This window comes from Janibacter sp. A1S7 (assembly GCF_037198315.1).
Lineage (GTDB): Bacteria > Actinomycetota > Actinomycetes > Actinomycetales > Dermatophilaceae > Janibacter > Janibacter alittae.
This window is the reverse complement of sequence record NZ_CP144913.1, coordinates 916,545-935,385: the sequence shown is the minus strand read 5'-3', so window position 1 is coordinate 935,385 and position 18,841 is coordinate 916,545. Positions and strand designations below refer to the sequence as shown.

General features: G+C 70.5%; 19 protein-coding genes. 7 read left to right on the top strand and 12 right to left on the bottom strand.

Annotation, left to right across the window (positions count from 1 at the left end; genetic code table 11):
* Positions 1–31: 31 nt before the first annotated feature.
* From V1351_RS04570 to V1351_RS04560, 3 genes are read right to left on the bottom strand one after another with little or no spacing between them, the layout of a single operon-like run.
* Positions 32–1,012 carry a methionine synthase gene (locus V1351_RS04570; protein WP_338751143.1) on the bottom strand — a complete coding sequence of 327 codons (981 nt, stop codon included), beginning with the start codon at positions 1,010–1,012 and terminating at the stop codon, positions 32–34.
* Positions 1,009–2,193, bottom strand: a complete 1,185-nt coding sequence (gene mnmA / locus V1351_RS04565; RefSeq protein ID WP_338751141.1) for a tRNA 2-thiouridine(34) synthase MnmA — start codon at positions 2,191–2,193, stop codon at positions 1,009–1,011. The genes V1351_RS04570 and mnmA overlap by 4 nt, the downstream gene beginning before the upstream one ends.
* A gap of 3 nt (positions 2,194–2,196) precedes the next feature.
* Positions 2,197–3,381: a cysteine desulfurase family protein gene (locus V1351_RS04560; RefSeq protein WP_338751139.1), complete on the bottom strand. Its 1,185-nt coding sequence runs from the start codon at positions 3,379–3,381 to the stop codon at positions 2,197–2,199.
* A gap of 75 nt (positions 3,382–3,456) precedes the next feature.
* Here V1351_RS04560 and V1351_RS04555 point away from each other — a divergent pair, with 75 nt between their 5' ends.
* From V1351_RS04555 to V1351_RS04525, 7 genes are all read left to right on the top strand, one after another.
* Complete coding sequence (locus V1351_RS04555; RefSeq protein ID WP_338751137.1) at positions 3,457–4,383, top strand: SDR family oxidoreductase; 927 nt, start codon at positions 3,457–3,459, stop codon at positions 4,381–4,383.
* Between the two features lie 158 nt (positions 4,384–4,541).
* Positions 4,542–6,041: an MFS transporter gene (locus V1351_RS04550; RefSeq protein WP_338751135.1), complete on the top strand. Its 1,500-nt coding sequence runs from the start codon at positions 4,542–4,544 to the stop codon at positions 6,039–6,041.
* Positions 6,042–6,065: 24 nt separating this feature from the next.
* A complete protein-coding gene (locus V1351_RS04545; protein ID WP_338751132.1) occupies positions 6,066–7,031 on the top strand; it encodes an ABC transporter ATP-binding protein in 966 nt (321 codons plus the stop codon).
* Positions 7,028–7,849, top strand: coding sequence for an ABC transporter permease (locus V1351_RS04540; protein WP_338751130.1), 822 nt, complete (start codon positions 7,028–7,030; stop codon positions 7,847–7,849). Before V1351_RS04545 ends, V1351_RS04540 begins: the two co-directional genes overlap by 4 nt.
* 97 nt (positions 7,850–7,946) lie before the next feature.
* A complete protein-coding gene (locus V1351_RS04535) occupies positions 7,947–9,335 on the top strand; it encodes an ion channel protein (protein ID WP_338751128.1) in 1,389 nt (462 codons plus the stop codon).
* Between the two features lie 179 nt (positions 9,336–9,514).
* The gene (locus V1351_RS04530) at positions 9,515–9,889 is read left to right on the top strand and encodes an SHOCT domain-containing protein (protein WP_338751126.1); all 375 of its coding nucleotides are present in this window, start codon (positions 9,515–9,517) and stop codon (positions 9,887–9,889) included.
* Positions 9,890–9,906: 17 nt separating this feature from the next.
* Positions 9,907–10,542 (top strand): hypothetical protein, encoded by a 636-nt coding sequence (locus tag V1351_RS04525; RefSeq protein ID WP_338751125.1) that lies wholly within the window; start codon positions 9,907–9,909, stop codon positions 10,540–10,542.
* Between the two features lie 7 nt (positions 10,543–10,549).
* Here the strand turns inward: V1351_RS04525 and V1351_RS04520 are convergent, their stop codons facing one another.
* The 9 genes from V1351_RS04520 to V1351_RS04480 form a co-directional block, all read right to left on the bottom strand.
* Positions 10,550–11,449 (bottom strand): hypothetical protein, encoded by a 900-nt coding sequence (locus V1351_RS04520; protein ID WP_338751123.1) that lies wholly within the window; start codon positions 11,447–11,449, stop codon positions 10,550–10,552.
* A 154-nt stretch (positions 11,450–11,603) separates the two neighbouring features.
* Positions 11,604–13,187: a BCCT family transporter gene (locus V1351_RS04515; protein WP_338751121.1), complete on the bottom strand. Its 1,584-nt coding sequence runs from the start codon at positions 13,185–13,187 to the stop codon at positions 11,604–11,606.
* A gap of 391 nt (positions 13,188–13,578) precedes the next feature.
* On the bottom strand, positions 13,579–14,529 hold the full coding sequence (locus V1351_RS04510) for an electron transfer flavoprotein subunit alpha/FixB family protein (RefSeq protein ID WP_338751118.1): 951 nt from the start codon (positions 14,527–14,529) through the stop codon (positions 13,579–13,581).
* 32 nt (positions 14,530–14,561) lie between these two features.
* Positions 14,562–15,341, bottom strand: coding sequence for an electron transfer flavoprotein subunit beta/FixA family protein (locus V1351_RS04505; RefSeq protein WP_338751116.1), 780 nt, complete (start codon positions 15,339–15,341; stop codon positions 14,562–14,564).
* Between the two features lie 213 nt (positions 15,342–15,554).
* Positions 15,555–15,890, bottom strand: a complete 336-nt coding sequence (locus V1351_RS04500; protein WP_338751114.1) for a hypothetical protein — start codon at positions 15,888–15,890, stop codon at positions 15,555–15,557.
* A 1-nt stretch (position 15,891) separates the two neighbouring features.
* Positions 15,892–16,545, bottom strand: coding sequence for an acyltransferase (locus tag V1351_RS04495; RefSeq protein WP_338751112.1), 654 nt, complete (start codon positions 16,543–16,545; stop codon positions 15,892–15,894).
* Positions 16,542–17,537 carry a class I SAM-dependent methyltransferase gene (locus tag V1351_RS04490; RefSeq protein WP_338751110.1) on the bottom strand — a complete coding sequence of 332 codons (996 nt, stop codon included), beginning with the start codon at positions 17,535–17,537 and terminating at the stop codon, positions 16,542–16,544. The genes V1351_RS04495 and V1351_RS04490 overlap by 4 nt, the downstream gene beginning before the upstream one ends.
* The gene (locus tag V1351_RS04485; protein WP_338751108.1) at positions 17,537–18,316 is read right to left on the bottom strand and encodes an enoyl-CoA hydratase/isomerase family protein; all 780 of its coding nucleotides are present in this window, start codon (positions 18,314–18,316) and stop codon (positions 17,537–17,539) included. Before V1351_RS04485 ends, V1351_RS04490 begins: the two co-directional genes overlap by 1 nt.
* Positions 18,313–18,825, bottom strand: a complete 513-nt coding sequence (locus V1351_RS04480; protein ID WP_338751106.1) for a T3SS (YopN, CesT) and YbjN peptide-binding chaperone 1 — start codon at positions 18,823–18,825, stop codon at positions 18,313–18,315. Before V1351_RS04480 ends, V1351_RS04485 begins: the two co-directional genes overlap by 4 nt.
* Positions 18,826–18,841: the final 16 nt, after the last annotated feature.

Genomic DNA, 18,841 nt, shown 5'->3' with positions numbered 1-18,841 from the left:
CCCGAGCCTGCAGCATTTCGTAGGGGCGTGATCAGCCGGCCGCGACGTCGGTCAGCGCCGCGGCGAGATCGCGGGTGGTGCGCAGGACCGAGACCGCGGACGAAGGGGGCGCCCCGGCCAGTCCGCACGCGGGCGTGATCACGAGGTCCCCCAGCGCGCCATCGGGCAGGCCGACGCGGTGCCAGGCATCGACGAGCCGGTCGCGGGCAGTGCGCCAGTCGCTCTCGCCCGAGGTCGGCAGGGCCCCCGCCCAGAGGGTGACCCCGGACTCGACCGCCTCGGCCAGCTGCTCCCAGCGCCGGTCGTCGACGAGCGAGGTGTCCAGACAGATCCCGGTGGCGCCGGTCTCCCGCAGCAGCGTCACCGGCACGTCGTCGCTGCAGCAGTGCACGACGGTCGAGTGCCCCTGCAGCGCGTCGATGATCGTGCGCAGGCCGTCGCGGACCTCACCGCGGTCGACGGCGCGCAACCGGCCGTAGCCGGACTGGGTCGGCAGGCGGCCATCCAGCACGGCGGGCAGGCCGGGCTCGTCGACCTGCACGACCACCGAGGCCCCCGGCACGAGTCGCTCGACCTCGGCGACGTGCTGGCGCACCCCCTCGGCGAGCGCCCCGGCGATGTCCCGACGCGCTCCCGGGTCGGAGACGGCCCGTTCCCCGCGGGGCAGCTCGATGCTCGCACCGAGCGTCCACGGACCCGCGACCTGGACCTTCAGCGGTCCGCTCCATCCGTCGTAGGCCTCGGCGAGCTCGTCGAGGTCCTCGCGCAGGAAGCCGCGGGCCCTCCCTTCGTCCCGGCCGGCCCGGTCGGTGAACCGCCAGCCGTACGGTTGGGTCTCCACGTGCAGGTCGGCGAGCATCGCGACGCCACGGCCGACGACGTCGGCGCCCGGGCCGCGTGCGGGGAGCTCGGGCAGGTGGGGGATGCCGTCTCCGAGCAGGTCGCGGACGGCGACGACGGCCTCACGGGGACGAGCGCCCGGCCACGAGCCGACCGCGGACGCGATCGTCACCGAGCTCCTCCCCCGCGTGGACGGTCAGGCGCGGTGGATTCCTCGGCACGTCCACCACCACCGACGTGCGCGGGGCCACGGTCCGCACGACCGGCGCGGCTGATCGTGCCGGACCCGACGACGCGGGTACCGTCGTAGAGGACGATCGACTGGCCGGGTGCCGCGCCGCGGACCGCGGTGTCCAGGCGGACCCGCAAGCGGGACCCGCCCCCTTCGGCAGGGTCGTCCCAGACCTCCGCGAGCGCGGGGATCTCCTCACCGTGGGCGCGGATCTGGGCCCCGAGGCGGTGGCGGCCGGAGGCGGCCGGACCGCACCAGCGCACGTGGTCGGCCTCGATCTCGTCGCTCCCCAGCAGGTCGGCCGTGCCGATGAAGACCCGGTTGGACCGGGCCTCGACCCGCGTCACGTAGCGCGGCGCTCCGTCCAGGCCCGAGCGGTCGAGCCCGAGACCGCGCCGCTGACCGACGGTGAACCCGTAGGCGCCACGGTGCTCCCCGACGACCTCGCCGGACCCCTCGTCGACGATCTCGCCCTCGCGCTCCCCGAGCCGCCGGGTCAACCAGCCTCGGGTGTCGCCGTCGGAGATGAAGCAGATGTCGTGGCTGTCCGGCTTCTTGGCGACCGCGAAGCCGCGCCCGGCAGCCTCCGCCCGGATGTCCGGCTTGGTCGTGTCACCCAGCGGGAAGAACGCACGGGCCAGCTGCTCCTCGTCGAGCACGCCCAGGACGTAGGACTGGTCCTTGGCGTCGTCGACGGCGCGGTGCAGCTCGCGGCCGTTCGGGCCGTGGACGATCTGCGCGTAGTGCCCGGTCGCGACGGCATCGAAGCCCAGCGCGAGCGCCTTGTCGAGCAGCGCGGCGAACTTGATCTTCTCGTTGCAGCGCAGGCACGGGTTCGGGGTGCGGCCCGCCTCGTACTCGGCCACGAAGTCCTCGACCACGTCCCGCTCGAAGGGGGTGGCCATGTCCCACACGTAGAACGGGATGCCGAGCCTGTCGGCGACGCGACGGGCGTCGCCGGCGTCCTCGATCGTGCAGCACCCGCGAGCGCCCTCGCGCAGCGTCTTGGCGTCCTTGGCCAGCGCCAGGTGCACGCCCACGACGTCGTGACCGGCCTCGATCATCCGGGAGGCGGCGACGGCGGAGTCCACCCCGCCGCTCATGGCAGCGACGACACGCATGGCTCAGGCCACTCCGCTCGCGCGACGGGCGCGGCCGACCGCCTCGGGCAGGGCGGTCAGGATCGCGTCGACATCCTCCTCGGTGGAGGTCCAGCCGAAGGAGACGCGAAGGGAGCCGCGTGCCTCCTCCTCGGACCGGCCCATGGCGAGCACGACGTGGGAGGGCTGCGGGATGCCGGCCTGGCAGGCCGAGCCGGTCGAGACGGCGACGCCGACCGCGTCCAGCAGGTAGAGCATCGAGTCTCCTTCGCAGCCCGGGATGGTGATGTGGGCATTGTGCGGCAGACGGGTCGTCACGTCGCCGACCTCCCAGCAACCGGTGACGCCGATGCCGAGGTCCAGTGCCCGGGCCCCGGTGAGGAAGCGGTCGCGCAGCCCGCCGACGCGGCGGGCCTCCTCCTCCCTTCGATCGACCGACTCGGTGAGCGCCACGGCGAAGGCGCGGATCGAGGCGACGTCAAGGGTGCCGGAGCGGATACCGCGCTCCTGTCCGCCTCCGTGGCTGAGCGCGATGAGGCGGGCGTCCCGCCTGGCGACGAGGGCACCGATCCCGATCGGTCCCCCGAGCTTGTGGGCACTCACGCTCATCAGGTCGACACCACTCGCGGCGAAGTCCACGGGCAGGTGACCGACGGCCTGCACGGCATCGGTGTGGAAGGCCACCCCGTGCTCGTGGGCGATCTCGGCCATGGCGGCGACGTCCTGGACGGTGCCGACCTCGTTGTTCGCCCACATCACCGACACGGCGGCGACGTCGGTGGGGTCGGTCTCGATCGCCGCGCGCACGTCGCTCGGCTGGACGGTGCCGCACTCCCCCGGCACCACGAAGGTCGCCTGTGCACCCTCGTGCTCGACGGCGTGGTCGACGGGGTCGAGGACGGCGTGGTGCTCGACCGCGCTGACGACGACCCGGGTGCGTCGCGGGTCGGCCGCGCGGGCGGAGCGGAAGCTGCCGGTGACCGCGAGGTTGTCGGCCTCGGTCCCGCCGGAGGTGAAGACGATCTCGCTCGGCCGCGCGCCCAGCGCCGAGGCGATCTGCTCGCGGGACTCCTCGACGGTGCGCCGCGCATCCCGGCCGGGCGCGTGCAGACTCGAGGCGTTGCCGACGACTGCCAGCTGCTCGACCATCGCCTCCCGGGCAGCCGGGGTCATCGGCGTGGTCGCCGCGTGATCGAGATACGTGGTCATCACCAAGAGTCTACGGATGGACGAAGGGGGATATTCCCGCCTCCACCGGCTGGTCGCCGCTGCCAGACTGGGTGGATGGAGGACCAGCCGTTGTCCGGAACCGTCGCCCTCGTCGCCGGAGCCACCCGGGGTGCCGGGCGGGCGTGTGCCGTCGAGCTCGCGCGGGCGGGGGCACTCGTCCACGCGAGCGGACGCAGCAGCCGCGCGTGCGGCGCGTCCGAGATCGAGCGGCCGGAGACCATCGAGGACACGCTCGACCTCATCGAGGCGGCCGGCGGCGCGGGCGTCGCCGAGGTGGTCGACCACACCGATCCGGACGAGGTGCGCACCCTCGTCGAGCGGATCCGCGAGCGCCACGGGCGGCTGGACGTCCTGGTCAACGACATCTTCGGCGGGGACCGGTACGCGCAGTTCGGCACCCCGCTGTGGGAGCACGACCTCGCCGGTGGCCTGCGGATGCTGCGGATGGGCATCGACACCCACGTCATCACCAGCGCGCTCGCTCTGCCTCTGGTGCTCGAGTCCGGCGGTGGGTTGCTCGTGGAGATGACCGACGGGCCGAGCGAGGTGAACACCGGGTACCGGGAGGGCGTCGGTTTCTACTACGACTACGTCAAGGGCTGCATCGACCGTCTCATCACGAGCCTGACGGCCGAGCTGGCGGAGCAGCCGGTCACGGTCGTGGGGGTGACGCCGGGATGGCTGCGCTCGGAGGCGATGCTGGAGAACGTCGGCGTCACGGAGAAGACGTGGCAGCAGGCCGCCGCGACGGTCCCGGGGTTCGGGGCCTCGGAGACACCGACCTACGTCGCACGGGGGGTGGCGGCCCTCGCTGCGGATGCTGACGTGGCACGTCACCACGGCGCCGTCCTCACCGCCCGGCAGCTGTCCGACGAGTACGGCGTGCGGGACGTCGACGGCTCCCGCCCGGACGCTTGGGGGCTCATCCGCGACCTCGGGTGGGAGGACCAGCCGCTGGGGCTGCTCAGCGACTACCGCTGACATCCCCCCTTCGCCTGGCGGCGCTGTGCGCACCCGTGTCCCGACATACCGCGTGACGGGTACGCGCAACGCCGGCAGGTGGGATGCTCCGTGGGAATGAACGGGGGCGTCCCGGCGTTTGTGTGCAGGATGCACGAATCGAGGTGAGGAGGTCACGGGTGGCGGGTCAGAACGACGCGGACCCTCGTGACGTGATCTCGGAGGCGCACCGCTGGCGGGTGCTGTGGGTGCTGCTCGTCGCGATCTTCATGTCGCTCATCAGCGTGAGCATCGTCAACGTCGCCCTCCCCTCCATCCAGCACGGCCTCGACGCCAGTGACTCGGACGCCCAGTGGGTGCTCGCCGGTTACGCCCTGACCTTCGGCGTCGTGCTCGTCGCTGCCGGACGCGCCGGCGACCTCATGGGGCGCGGCGGCATCTTCGTCCTCGGGGTCAGCGTCTTCACCATCGCGTCCGTCGCGGCCGGTCTGGCGCCCAATGCCGACGCGCTCAACGCGGCCCGCTTCGTCCAGGGCGTCGGCTCCGGCCTGCTCAACCCGCAGGGCGTCGGCATGATCCAGCAGTACTTCCGCGGGTCCGAGCGAGGGAAGGCCTTCGGCTACTTCGGCAGCGTCGTCGGGGTCGCGGTCGGCATCGGTCCGGTCCTCGGTGGCCTGCTCATCGAGCTCGGTGGACCCGAGCTGGGGTGGCGACTGACCTTCCTCGTCAACGTGCCCGTGGGCCTGCTCTGTCTCGCGCTCGCGCTGCGCTGGTTCCCGCGTCCGCTCCTGCGCCGCACCGCGGCGGGCGCGCCCAAGGCCTCCCGCTCCTTCGACCCGATCGGTTCGATCCTGCTCGGGCTGGCCGTGCTGGCGACGATGTTCCCCTTCGTCGAGGGTCGCTCGTCGGCGTGGCTGTGGCTGCTGCTGCCCGTCGGCATCCTCCTCGGGTGGGCCTGGGTGAAGTGGGAGCAGCACTACCGCGCCACCGGCCGGGCACCGATGGTCGATCTCGACATCTTCTCCATCCGCAGCTTCACCAACGGCAGCGTCATCGTCATGCTCTACTTCCTGGGCATGACGAGCATCTGGGTGCTCGTGGCGCTGTACCTGCAGGAGGGCACCGGCAAGAGCGCCCTCCAGGCCGGCTTCATCGGTGTCCCCTCCGCACTGATCTCCGCGTACGCCGCGAGCTGGGCCGGCAGACGGGTCAACCGCTACGGACGCAAGGTCGTCATCGGTGGCCTGGTCTTCGCGCTGGTCGGACTGGCGCTGAGCATCGTGGTCGTCGTGCTGCAGGCACAGGGCCTGGTGAGCGAATGGTGGCTGCTGGCGAGTCTGGCCTTCATCGGCGTCGGTCAGGGAGCCGTCATCAGCCCCAACCAGACCCTGACCCTGGCCGACATCCCGCTCGACTACGCCGGCAGCTCCGGAGCGGTGATGCAGACCGGACAGCGCATCGGCACCTCGATCGGCATCGCCGTCATCACCTCCGCCGCCTTCGCCACACTCGGCGTCAGCGGCAGCTGGTCGGTCGCGATCGCGGTCGGGTTCGGCCTCATCGGCCTGGTCGTGCTCATGGCGCTGGCCTTCGCGTTCAAGGACCAGCGGGACCGGACGAGGCACACCGCGGGTGAGCCCAGCGGAGTCCCTGACCTCGCCACCCCAGGCATCGACTGACCCGGACGAAGGAGAGTGAACGACGTGGCGACCACGACCAGCGCCCCCACCAGGACGGATGCGGTCATCGAGGTGTCCGATCTGCGCAAGCAGTACGGCGCCCGCGGCCCGGAGGCGCTCAAGGGCGTCAGCTTCACCGTCGCCCCGGGTGAGATCTTCGGTCTGCTCGGCCCCAACGGGGCGGGCAAGACCACGACCATCGGGGTGCTGACCACCCGCGTGCGTCCATCCAGTGGCTCGGCCTCGATCGACGGCATCGACGTGGCGACCCGACCGCAGGAGGTCAAGCGTCGGATCGCCGTCATGCCACAGCGCGCCAACCTCGACCGGGCCCTGACCGCGCGGGAGAACCTGACCTTCCACGGTGCCTACTTCGGGGTCGGCCGTGCGCAGCGGCGACGGCGAGCCGACGAGCTCCTCGAGGAGTTCGGCCTCGCCGACCGCGCCACGGAGCGGGTGGACAACTACTCCGGGGGGATGGCCCAGCGATTGATGATCGCCCGCGCCCTGATGCACCAACCGGTGGTGCTGTTCCTCGACGAGCCCACCACGGGCCTGGATCCCCAGTCGCGCCTCTTCCTGTGGGACCGGGTCGCCGAGCTGCGGGCGTCGGGAACCACCATTTTGCTGACCACTCACGACATGGCCGAGGCGGACCGGCTGTGCGACCGGATCGCGATCGTCGACCACGGCGAGCGCATCGCACTCGACACTCCCAGTGGTCTGCGCGGGCTGCTGCCCGAGGGGCGAGGGCTGGACCTGATCGTGCGCAGCGACCACGACCCGGTCGCAGCCTTCGAGTCGGTGGGCGCCGTCGAGACCATCGAGCTCGACGACGACCGATGGCGGGTGCGGTGCTTCGGTGAGCCGGACCTCTCCGCGGCGATCACGGCCGCGGAGAACGACGCCTGCGACGTACTCGACGTGCACCGGCTCGAGGGAAGCCTCGAGGACGTCTTCGTGCACCTGACCGGACGGGAACTGCGATGAGCACCACCAGCAGCACGATGGTCCGCAGCAGCGTGACCGCCAACTCCACGGCCACCAGGGCCTTCGTCGGCCTCTTGCAACGGGACACGTGGAACACCGTGCGTCACGACCTGCCCGGATTCCTGGCCCAGGCCCTGCTGCAGCCGCTGGCCTTCCTGTTCGTCTTCGGTCGGGTCCTGCCCGAGATCGGCGCGGCCGGACCTGACTACGGCGCCCAGCTGCTACCGGGCATCATCGCGCTGACCCTCGTGCTCACCGCCCTGCAGAACGTCGCGCTGCCCCTGGTCATCGAGTTCTCCTTCACCAAGGAGATCGAGGACCGGCTGCTGGCGCCACTGGCACCATGGGCCGTCGCCCTGGAGAAGCTGGTCTTCGCGACCCTCCGGGCGATCGTCGCGGCAGCCCTGATCCTGCCGCTCGGTGCCCTCATCCTGCCCGGCGGACTCCAGGTGCAGGGAGCACACTGGCCCCTCTTCGTCGTGCTGCTCGTCGTCGGTGGCTTCGCCGGGAGTGCGATCGGCCTCGTCCTGGGCACCGTGGTCCCGCCCAACCAGATCAACGTCATCTTCGCCGTCGCGCTCACGCCGCTGATCTTCACCGGATCGACCTTCTACCCCTGGCAGGCGTTGGACAGCCTGCGCTGGTTCCAGGTCGTGACGCTGTTCAACCCACTGACCTACGTCTCCGAGGGGATGCGCGGCACCCTGACCGCCGCACCGCACCTCCCGGCAGGATGGATCGTGGTCGGGCTGACGATCGCCACCGCCGGGTTCCTGCTGGTCGGGATCCGGGGCTTCCTCCGGCGCGCCGTCGACTGACCGATCGCCCACCCGGTGCTGACCCTGACCGACGAGCGCCAGTGCGTGGCCAGCCAATCCGTGAAATGGCGAAGAACGTTGTGGTTTGCTTCGTGTCGTGAGCACAAGCGACTCGCAGGCCCCGGAGCCGAGTGACGCGGCCGAGGCTGGTCCGCGCACGACATCCACGACATCGTCGCTGCTCAAGGCCGTGCCCACTGCAGCACTCATCGGCGTCCTCAGCGCCCTGACGTTGCTGGGGCTGTCCGCGATCGCGGAGCGCCTCCAGGAGTTCGTGTGGCGTGATGTTCCTGACGCCTGGGGAATCGCCCATGCCGACGGCGCCGCCTGGTGGTGGACGATCGCCGTGCTGACCACGACGGGGCTGCTGGTCGGAGCAACGATCCGCTGGGTGCCCGGGCACGCCGGCACCGATCCGGTAACCACCGGCCTGGTCGCCCCGCCACTGCCGATCGGAGCACTTCCGGGACTGGCGCTTGCTCTGGTCCTCGGCCTCGCCGGCGGGGTGAGTCTGGGCCCGGAGAACCCCATCATCGCGGTGAATGTCGCCCTCGCCGTCTGGATCCTTGCCCGCCGACGCGACGCCACGGCACAGGCAGGCGCGGGAGTCCTCGCCACCGCCGGGACCATCGGTGCCCTCTTCGCGACACCGGTTGCGGCCGCGCTCGTCCTCACCGAAACCCTCGCCAGCCGCACCGGCCCCGGACAGCGGCTGTTCGACCTGCTGTTCCCTCCGCTCATCGCGGCCGGCGCCGGCTCGCTGACCATGGTGCTGGTCGGGGCACCGACGTTCGCCGTGGACGTCCCCGACTACACCCACCCCCGTGCCTGGGACCTGCTCAGCGTCCCGGTCATCGCCATCACCGCCGCCGGGCTCGTCGGACTCGGCGCGCTCGCGCTCCCATACCTCCACTCCGCCTTCCATCGCCTCGCAAGTCCGGTCCTGGCGCTGGGTGTCGCCGGTCTCCTGCTGGGGGTGCTCGGTGTGCTCGGCGGCGAGGTGACGCTGTTCAAGGGACTGGACCAGACCAAGGAGTTGGCCGACACCGTCGACGACCGCGCCTGGGGCGGGCTCGCCCTGATCGCGGTGATCAAGGTGCTGGCACTGCTCGTCGCCGCCGCGGCCGGATTCCGTGGGGGCCGGATCTTCCCCGCGGTCTTCGTCGGCGTGGCGGTCGGGCTCAGCGCGACGACGCTGGTCCCCGCCGTCCCGCCGGCTCTGGCGGTCGCTGCCGGCACGCTGGGAGCGGTGATCGCCGTCGATCGCGACGGCTGGATCGCCTTGTTCCTGGCGGCCATCACCGTCGGCGACGTCGAGGTCCTTCCTCTGCTCTGCCTCACCCTCGCACCACTGTGGCTCGTCGCTCGGTCGCTGCCGCCCTTCCAGGTACATCCGTCGACCGGGAATCTCGAGTTCGGCGCCGTGACCCGCGCTCACGGGCGTCACCTCGTCCGGGGCCGGCCACCGGGGCGGACGAACCGATAGGCCCACCACGTCCGCTTCAGTTGCGGAGCACCTTCCACGGTGGGAATTGTCGGACCCGATGAATCGTGAAGGATCCGGGCTGGCCCCCGTGGACGTGGAGACATTACGCTGACGCAACAACAACCGCGAAGAGGGCCGACGACAAAGGACGCCTTCGCGAAAATCAAAGAGGAGATTCGATGTCGTTCTGGGACGTTCTCTGGCTCATCATCGTGAGTTTCGGATTTCTTTTCTACCTGATGATGTTGTTCTCGATCATCGGCGATTTGTTCGCCGATCATGACACCCGCGGCATCGTCAAGGCGGTGTGGGTGATCTTCTTGTTGTTCCTCCCGCTGCTCACGGCGCTGGTGTACCTGATCGTTCGTGGCGACGGGATGGCGCGGCGACGGGCCCGGTCCGTCCAGTCGGCCATCGATGCCCAGGACGCCTACATCAAGTCCGTGGCCACGGCCGCGCCCGCCGATCAGATTCAGAGGGCGAAGGCGTTGCTGGAGGACGGGACCATCACCCAGCAGGAGTACGACTCGCTCAAGAGCAAAGCCCTGAGCTAGAGCGCCGGTTTCACATCATGTCTGCCCAGACCGACGATCGTGCCGGGAAAGCCCGGGAGATGGTCATCGTCATGGTGCTTTCCCTGACGGCTGTGCTCACCGCGTGGAGCGGCTTCGAGAGCAGCAAGTGGGGCGGCAGCATGTCCATCAATTTCTCGAAGGCGTCCTCGCAGCGGATCGAGGCATCCCGACAGGCCACGCACGCCGACGCCGCGCGCGCCATCGATCTGCAGGTCTTCGGCATCTACCTGAAGGCCGTTTCCGAAGATGACCAACGGCTCGCTGATTTCGCGCAAGAGCGTTTCACCCCGCACTTCGACGTGGCCTTCACAGAATGGAAGTCCACGAAACCACTGAAGAACCCTTCAGCTCCCAAGAGCCCGTTCGAGCTCGACTCGTACATCCCACCGGGGGCGATCAAGGCCACGGCCGCGGACGAGCGTGCCGACGCTCTCTTCCAAGAGGGCCTGGACGACAACGCGCGGGGTGACCGCTACACCCTGCTGACGGTGCTGTTCGCGCTCGTCCTCTTCTTCGCCGCCTTCGCCACCCGCATCGGATCCCGCGCCCTGTCATGGACTCTTGTGGCGATGACCTCCGCCCTGATGGTCGTCGGCATCGCCTTCCTGGCCGCGCTGCCCAAACTGTTGTGACGCCGCGTCAGTGCACCGAGACGTGCACGTGGTCGTAGTGGTTGGCCGTGGCCGACCCCCGGTCCTCCATGGCGCTCCATGACGAGCCGGGGCGCCAGATGCGCTGTTTCCAGATCACGTACTTGATGTTCAGGCTGCCGGCGTTCTGCTGCAACCATGCGGCGACCTGGTCACCACGGGCACCACTGACCATGATGTCCACCGCTCGACCGGAACCGTGGTCACCCGGGTCACCCGCGCGGTACCCCCCGATGTTGGTCATGTCGGGGAACTGGTTGCGCACGGCCGAGTAGACGGCACTCGCGTTCGGGCCGAGGCCGATCGCGGACGCCTGCGCGGCATAGCCGTCCGTCTGCACGCCGCCGGACGCGGAGGTCGAGCTCTCCTGTGCCTCGGGCTCGCTCGACCCGGACGGCGTCGGCTCAGCAGCGGGCCCGTCGGTCTCCGTCGACGCGTCGGCCCGTGTCGCACCGGTGTCCGCCGATGGTGCTTCCGGTTCCGGTTCCGGTTCCGGCTTCGGCTTCGGCTTCGGCTCCGGCTTGGCCACCGGCTCGACGTCCAGCGTCCCCGGGCCGGCCTGCCCGGGGCCGCCGTCCGGCGCGGTGATCGCTGCTGGAGCACTGCGCCGGGCCGAGCGGGCGGCGGTGGACTCCTCGGAGCCCGCGTCGCGGTCCGCCAAGAGGTCCGTGGCGGAGATGGCGCGTTCGGCACCCAGGACGCTCGGGTCGACGTCGACGGTACCGACGGCCGAGGACGGCGCGATGACGAATGCCCCGGACCCCAGGACGATACCCATGCCCGCCACGGACTTCGCGGCTGCGCGCGCGGCGCCACTGCCCCCGATGGCCGGCAGGCAGATGCGGGCACGCGACCGACCGTGGCGGCCGACGTAACGGGACGAAATCACAGGAAACCTCAAGACGGATGGTGCAGGGACATCGGACGTGGCCAGGTGCGACCGTAGCCGACCCGGCCCCGACAAGTCACGTTTGGGTAAAGGCGAGTTGGGCCCCTTTTCGCGGAGCCCACCGGCCCGCCGGACCGCGCCGGTGTGCCACGTCCTAGCGCCGCGGGGCCGATTCCGCACGGCGCTCGGATCGAGCGTCCTCGCGGGTCGTGTCCTGCGGAGCCTGGCCGTCGCCCCCTTCCCGCAGGACGCCCTGCTCGATGGCCAGACGGCGCAGGTAGATCGGTGCCGCGACGACGCTGGGGAGCATGACGAAGCCGACCGGCACGGCCGTGATGACGATGAAGGACTGCAGCGCCGAGATGCCACCGTTGCCGACGGAGACCAGGGTCGCAGCGGCTCCGCCCATCAGGAGGGTCCACAGTCCGCGCAGCCACCGCGACGGCGAGTCGTGCGCCGTACAGGCCTGGGCGACCGCGTAGGACATCGAGTCGGTGGTGGTCGCGACGAAGGTGATCGTCAGCACGAAGAAGCCCACGGCGATCAGGACGGCCAGGGGCAGGTTGTCCGAGATCGCCATGACCGCAGCGGGCAGTCCGTCGCTGGCCAGGGGCTCGGAGATCGCGCCGGGACGGTCCTGCTCGATCCAGATGGCCGTCCCGCCGAGCACGCTGAACCACACCGTCGTGGCGATCGGGGCGATGATCGAGGTGGCGACCAACAGGTCGCGCGCGGTGCGACCGCGCGAGATGCGCGCGATGAAGATCGACATCAGCGGTGCGTAGCCCAAGAACCACCCGAAGAAGAACAGCGTCCAGCTGTCCAGCCAGGCCTGGTCGCCCTGGTAGAGGGAGGTGCCGACGAAGTCGGTGGCGTAGGTGCCCAGGCCGGCCAGCCAGGACTTCAGGACGAAGAGTGCGGATCCGACCACCAGGAGGAGGCCCATCAGGGCGACGGCCAGCCACACGTTGAACCGGCTGAGCAGCTGGATGCCCTTGTCGATGCCCGAGAGGACCGACAGCAGGGCGATCCCGCTCAGTGCGAGGATCACGGCGAGCTGGACACCATAGGAATTGGGGACGTCGAAGAGGCCGTGCAGACCGTAGGCGACCTGCAGCCCGAGGAAGCCGATCGGCCCCACGGTCCCGGCGACCACCGAGATGATGCAGACGATGTCGACGACGGTCCCGATCCAGCTGGTGCGCAGACGCTCACCCATCACCGGGTAGAGCAGCGTCCGCGGCCGCAGAGGCATCCCGCGCTCGGCGCCGTAGAGCATCACCAGCGCACCGAGCGAGCCGAGGATGGCCCAGACGAGGAATCCCCAGTGCACGAAGCTCTGACCCAGCGCAGCAGCGGCCCGATCGGTGCCGCTGCCGTCGAAGTAGGGCGGGGTCGACGTGTAGTGGTACATCGGCTCGGCGGCGGCCCAGAAGACCCCGCCACCGGCCAGCAGGGTGCACATGATCATCGCCACCCACTTGAACCGGCCGTACTCCGGCGTGGCCAGGCCGCCCAGTCGCGCCTTGGCCCACGGGGTGGCCGCCAGCAGCACGGCCACCACGAACGTCACCAGCAGCAGTACCTGCCAGAACAGACCGAACCACCGCCCGCTGAACGCGGCGCCGCTGGCGACCCACTCACTGACCGTGCTCGGGACGAGCAGGGCCAGGGCGACGAAGAGCGCCAAGCTGCCTGCGCTGACGCCGGTGACCACCCGGTCGCGGCTCGGATGCATGGCGGGCGGGTCGTGGTCCGTTGGCCCGCCCACGTCCTCGGTGGAGTTTCGGGCAGGGTGCACGGTTCGGGGTTCGATGATGGGAGCCTCAGTTGCTGTCGGTGGAGCGGGCAGCGGCCGGGAGCGCGGCATGCCGGACATGCCATCGGATACGGACGCTCCCCCGCGGGGTGGCCGGGCCGGTCGCGGCCTCGGTCGGCTTCGCTCCAGGGCGTCCGTGACCTGCAGAGCGAGCGCAGAGCACCTTACCCGCTCACCGGACCGAGTTCACATCGGCATCGCGCGCCGCGTCCCACCCACGGCATGCCGAAGGGGGGTCCGCACCCGTGGTGCGGACCCCCCTTCGCGCTGCTCGGGCGTCGCCGCGCAACGCCGTCGTCAGCGCATGGGCTCAGCTGCCCTTGACGGCCTCGGTCGCCTGCGGCAGGACCTGGAAGAGGTCACCGACGACTCCGAAGTCGACGAGCTCGAAGATCGGGGCCTCTTCGTCCTTGTTGACCGCGACGATCGTCTTCGACGTCTGCATACCGGCGCGGTGCTGGATGGCGCCGGAGATGCCGGCAGCGACGTAGAGCTGCGGGGAGACCTGCTTGCCGGTCTGGCCGACCTGCGAGGAGTGCGGGTACCAGCCGGCGTCGACCGCGGCACGCGAGGCGCCGACGGCGGCACCGAGGGTGTCCGCGAAGGTCTCCACCGGGGAGAAGTCGCCGCCGGTGCCGCGACCGCCGGAGACGACGATCGCCGCCTCGGCGAGCTCGGGGCGACCAGAGGACTTCCGCGGCTCGGACGCGGTGATCTTCGCCGCCTTGGCGTCGTCGGAGATGCTCACGGAGAGCTCCTCGAAGGCACCGGCGCCATCGGCCTGCTCCGGGGTGGCGGAGTTGGGCTTGACGCAGATGATCGGGGTGCCCTTGGTGACCTTCGCGTTGACGGTGTAGCTGCCGGCGAAGACGGACTGCAGGGTCACCGGACCCGAGTCACCGGTCTCGATGTCCTCGGCGTCGGTGATCAGACCGGACTCGGTCTTGACCGCGAGGCGGGCACCGATCTCCTTGCCGGCGGAGTTGCTCGGGATGAGCACCGCGGCGGGCTGCTTCTCCTGGACCAGCTGCGCGAGGATCTCGGCCTGGGGGGCGACGAGGGACTCCAGCGCGGCCGGGTCGGAGACGCTGTAGATCTTCTCGGCGCCGTAGCGCGCGAGGAGGTCCTTGGCCGTCTCGGCGCCGGGGCCGATGAAGACGGCGGAGGGCTCACCCAGGCGGCGGGCCAGGGTCAGCATCTCGGCGGCGGGCTTCTTCACCTCACCGTTTGCGTGGTCGACGAGGACGAGGACTTCAGCCATGTCTGTGCTCCTTGAATCTGTGGAGTCGTCGCTCAGACGAACTTGTGGGTGGTGAGGAACTCGGCGAGCTTGGTGCCGCCGTCGCCCTCGTCGGTGACGATGGTGCCCTGCTCGCGCGGCGGACGCTTGGTGGTCTGCTCGACCGCGGTCCACGCGTTCGCCAGGCCGACCTGTCCGGCGTCCACGCCGAGGTCGGCGAGCGCCCACTCCTCGACCGGCTTCTTCTTCGCGGCCATGATGCCCTTGAAGGAGGGGTAACGCGGCTCGTTGATCTGGTCGGTGACCGAGACCAGCGCCGGGAGGGAGGCCTGGACGGTCTCGCTCGCGGTGTCGCCGTCACGACGGATCGTGGCGGTGCCGTCGTCGACGGTCAGCTCGGAGGCGTAGGTGACCTGCGGGAGGCCGAGGCGCTCGGCGAGCATCGCCGGGACGACACCCATGGTGCCGTCGGTCGAGGCCATACCGGTGATGACGAGGTCGGGCGTGCCGATCTTCTTGATGGCCTCGGCGAGAATCAGCGAGGTGGCGGGGGCGTCGGATCCGGCGATCGCGTCGTCGGAGACGTGGACGCCCTTGTCGGCACCCATCTGGAGGGACTTCTTGACGGCGTCGGCGGCGTCAGCCGGGCCGACCGTCAGGACGGTGACCTCTCCCTCGCCGGCCTCGGCGATCTGGAGGGCCTGCTCGACGGCGTACTCGTCGAGCTCGGAGAGGAGCCCGTCGACGCCGTCGCGGTCGGTCGTGTTGTCCTCGTTGAATCCACGCTCGGACTGGGCGTCCGGCACGTGCTTCACGCAGACGACGATGTTCATCGGTGAATCGTCCTCTTCCTGGGTCAGGGGGCTTGGGTACCGGGCCGATCCTGCCACCTCGGGGCGTGCTCGTTCCCAAGGTGTGAGGAGTCTCCCAGCACCCCTCACGCTAACGAGGAGCGCCAGCGGCCTCCAAGGTGGACCGAGGTGCCGTTGGACACACCCCCGGCGGCACGCGCTGCACGGGCCCCTGGGAGAGGTCGGGATGCGACCTCAGTCGGCGGCGTTCTCCAGCACGTGGAAGGAGGGCTCCTCGTAGGGGTGTGCGCGACGAAGGGCGTTGACCACGAGCGCCCTTCGCGATCGCGGGAACGTGACCTCGGCACGGTCCTCGAGGACGTACTCGAGCTCGCCGACCGTCCCGATCGTGGGGTTGGCCGACCCCACGGGGCGGAACTGCCCCTGACCGGGGATGACGAAGGCGCACTCGCGGTACTCGCCCACCTCCCCGGCGCCGGCGGCGAAGAGCGCGGCAAGCACCCTGCGGGTCGACTCCTGCGGGATGTGCACGACGAGCACGTCGAGTGGCTCACGGGGCTGTCCGGTCATGTCACCAGCCCTCCGGCAGGTCGAGCTCGGCCGCGGAGACGTCCACCGGACGACGCACCCTGAGCACCCGGGCGGGCACTCCCCCGAGGACGACGAAGGGGGGATGGGCCCCCCTGACGACGGCGCCGGCACCGACGACCGAGTGGTCGCCGATGTCCGCGCCCCGGGTGACCACGCACTTCGTCGCGACCCACACGTCGTCGCCGATGCGGACCGGGGACTTCACCAGACCCTGGTCCTTGATCGGTCGGTCGAGGTCGTCGGTGCGGTGGTCGAAGTCGCACACGTAGACGTCGTCGGCGAAGATGCACGCCGCCCCGATCTCGATGTCGAGCCACGTGTTGACCGTGTTGCGGATGCCCAGGACGCTCTTCTCGCCGATGCGCAGGGTGCCCTCGTGGGCGCGCAGGGCGGTCCCGCCGCCGATGTGGGTGTAGGCGCCGACGATCAGCCGGGCCGTGCCCGGGGTGACCTGGAACTGCACGCCCGGGCCGATGAAGCACGGTCCTTCGAAGACGAGCCCCGGCGTGGTCAGTCGCGCCCGGACCATCCGCAGGTACCCGAGGACGTGATGGTGGCTCCAGGCGCGGTTGGCCGCCACCCACCGGGCCCAGTGCCACCACGTGAACCCACTGCCGGTACGACCCCGACTCATCGCCGGGGCGCCGCCTGTGTCTTCCGTGGCTTCACACCCGTCACGCCGACGTTGTAGAAGAACTTCTGCGGCACGACGGCGTCGAGGGCCGAGTCGACGGTCATCAGCGTCCGCCACGTGCGGTAGGCGAACGTCGCCCAGCCACGGCCGAGCGCCTCCTCGGGGACGGCGTACTCGAAGGTGCGGATCGGCCAACCGGCGAAGGCCGAGAGGAGCTCCTCGGTGGCCGTACCGACCGCGTCCGCCCCCGCGCGGCGAGCCGTCCCGGCGAGCTCGGCGGGGTCGAAGGTGTGCAGGTCGACGACGGCCTCGAGCGCAGCGGCACGGGAGGACTCGTCGAGCTCGGCCTGCTCGCGGGCCCACTTCTGCCTGAGGTGGGGCAGCCGGGTCACGCGGGTCGCGGTCTCCCAGGTGAGGCGGCCGAGATGACGGGCGTACCAGTGGCCGATCCTCGTCGGCTCTCCCGCGATGACGAAGCGCCCGCCCGGCCGCAGCACCCGCAGCACCTCGCGCAGGGCGGCCTCGACGTCGGGGATGTGGTGGAGCACCGCGTGCCCGACGACGAGGTCGAAGCTGTCGTCCTCGTAGGGCAGCGACTCCGCGTCCGCGACCCGCCCCTCGATGGTGAAGCCGAGGCGCTCGGCATTGGTCTCGGCCGCCTCGACCATGCCCGGGGACAGATCGCTGACATGGACGTCCTCGACGAGACCGGCACGCTTGAGGTTGAGCGAGAAGAAGCCCGTACCGGCCCCGAGCTCGAGCACCCTGCCGTAGGGGAGCGACTCCCCCGGGTGGCGGGTCGACTCCAGGACGCGCATGAAGCGCTCGCGCACGATCGAGGTGCAGCGCTCGTCGAAGGAGATGGACCACTTCTCGTCGTAGGTCTGCGCCTCCCAGTCGTGGTACAGCACCTGGGCGAGCTTGTTGTCCTGGTAGGCGCGCTCCACGTCCCGGGCGCTGGCCGCCGGTGTGACCACCGGGTCCGGAGCCATCAGATGCCCTCGAAGGTGGCCTTGCCGGGGCCGTTCTCGACGAAGCTGCGCATGCCGCTCTTCTGGTCCCGGGTGGCGAAGAGGCCGGTGAACTGCAGGGCCTCGATCTCCAGACCGGTCTGCAGGTCGACCTCGAGACCGCGGTCGATGCTCTCCTTGGCGGCCCTGAGCGCCTGGGCGGGACCCCCGACGAAGGGTGCGACCATCGCGTGCGCGGCGGCCAGGACCTCGCCCGGCTCGACGACCTGGTCGGCCAGGCCGATGGACAGGGCCTCCTGCGCGTCGACGGGACGACCGGTGAAGATCATCTGCTTCGCCCTGGCCGGGCCGACGAGGCGCGGTAGGCGCTGGGTGCCACCGGCGCCGGGGATGATCCCGAGGGCGATCTCGGGCTGGCCGAGCTTGGCATTGCTGGCGACGATGCGGAAGTCGCAGCACAACGCGACCTCGAGGCCACCGCCGAGCGCGAAGCCGGTGATCGCGGCGACCGTCGGCTTGCCGATCGCGGCGAGCGCGCGGGAGAACTTCTGCAGCAGTCGCACGTGGGCCGCCATGTCCGTGTAGGACATCTCGGCCATCTCCTTGACGTCCGCCCCGGCGGCGAAGACCTTCTCGCCGCCCCAGACGATGACCGCGCTGATGTCCGACCGCTCGGCCGCCTCCTCGGCGACCTCGACGAGACGGCGCTGCATCGCTGAGTCGAGGGCGTTCATCTTCGGGCGGTCGAGGACGATCGTGCCGATGCCGTCGGCGACCTCGAGACGGACGATGTCGCTCATGCCTGCGGCTCTGCGTCGGTCCGCTGGCCCTCGGCGCCGTCTGCGCCATCTTGGCCGGTGGCGCGCTGGTGCCACAGCTGCACGCCCTGCAGGACGAGCGGGACGGCGAGCCCGAGCAGGCCGCGCACGTCGGCACCGCGCGGGAGGATGTGCTCGCTGGTCACCAGGAGGGTGTCCCCGGCGACGGCGGTCTTGACGAGGTTGAAGGCGACGTTGAGGTCGTTGCAGACCTGCATGCGCTCCATCGGGTCAGCCGGGACCGGGTCCTCCAGGGCCCACTGGCCGAAGATGCGCAGGACGTTGGAGTCGTCGTCGGTGCAGCGCACGAACATCTGCTGCTCGGAGAAGACGAACGCGACGTCGCCCTCCTTGTCGATGGTCGGCTCGAGCTCGATCGCCTTCAGGGCGGTGACGACCTGGTCGCGCAGCGATGGCTGCGCCTCGGTCTCGGCGCCGTCGTTGCCGGCGGGCTGGTTGTTGAAGTTCGGAAGGGCGGTGGGATCGCTCATCCCCCCAACGTACCGA

Coding starts and splice junctions, on each gene's coding strand:
- V1351_RS04560 (WP_338751139.1), bottom strand. CDS start 3,381: ATGACCACGTATCTCGATCACGCGGCGACCACGCCGATGACCCCGGCT.
- V1351_RS04480 (WP_338751106.1), bottom strand. CDS start 18,825: ATGAGCGATCCCACCGCCCTTCCGAACTTCAACAACCAGCCCGCCGGC.
- V1351_RS04490 (WP_338751110.1), bottom strand. CDS start 17,537: ATGGCTCCGGACCCGGTGGTCACACCGGCGGCCAGCGCCCGGGACGTG.
- V1351_RS04540 (WP_338751130.1), top strand. CDS start 7,028: ATGAGCACCACCAGCAGCACGATGGTCCGCAGCAGCGTGACCGCCAAC.
- V1351_RS04515 (WP_338751121.1), bottom strand. CDS start 13,187: ATGCATCCGAGCCGCGACCGGGTGGTCACCGGCGTCAGCGCAGGCAGC.
- V1351_RS04525 (WP_338751125.1), top strand. CDS start 9,907: ATGTCTGCCCAGACCGACGATCGTGCCGGGAAAGCCCGGGAGATGGTC.
- V1351_RS04510 (WP_338751118.1), bottom strand. CDS start 14,529: ATGGCTGAAGTCCTCGTCCTCGTCGACCACGCAAACGGTGAGGTGAAG.
- V1351_RS04485 (WP_338751108.1), bottom strand. CDS start 18,316: ATGAGCGACATCGTCCGTCTCGAGGTCGCCGACGGCATCGGCACGATC.
- V1351_RS04500 (WP_338751114.1), bottom strand. CDS start 15,890: ATGACCGGACAGCCCCGTGAGCCACTCGACGTGCTCGTCGTGCACATC.
- V1351_RS04530 (WP_338751126.1), top strand. CDS start 9,515: ATGTCGTTCTGGGACGTTCTCTGGCTCATCATCGTGAGTTTCGGATTT.
- mnmA (WP_338751141.1), bottom strand. CDS start 2,193: ATGCGTGTCGTCGCTGCCATGAGCGGCGGGGTGGACTCCGCCGTCGCC.
- V1351_RS04505 (WP_338751116.1), bottom strand. CDS start 15,341: ATGAACATCGTCGTCTGCGTGAAGCACGTGCCGGACGCCCAGTCCGAG.
- V1351_RS04555 (WP_338751137.1), top strand. CDS start 3,457: ATGGAGGACCAGCCGTTGTCCGGAACCGTCGCCCTCGTCGCCGGAGCC.
- V1351_RS04495 (WP_338751112.1), bottom strand. CDS start 16,545: ATGAGTCGGGGTCGTACCGGCAGTGGGTTCACGTGGTGGCACTGGGCC.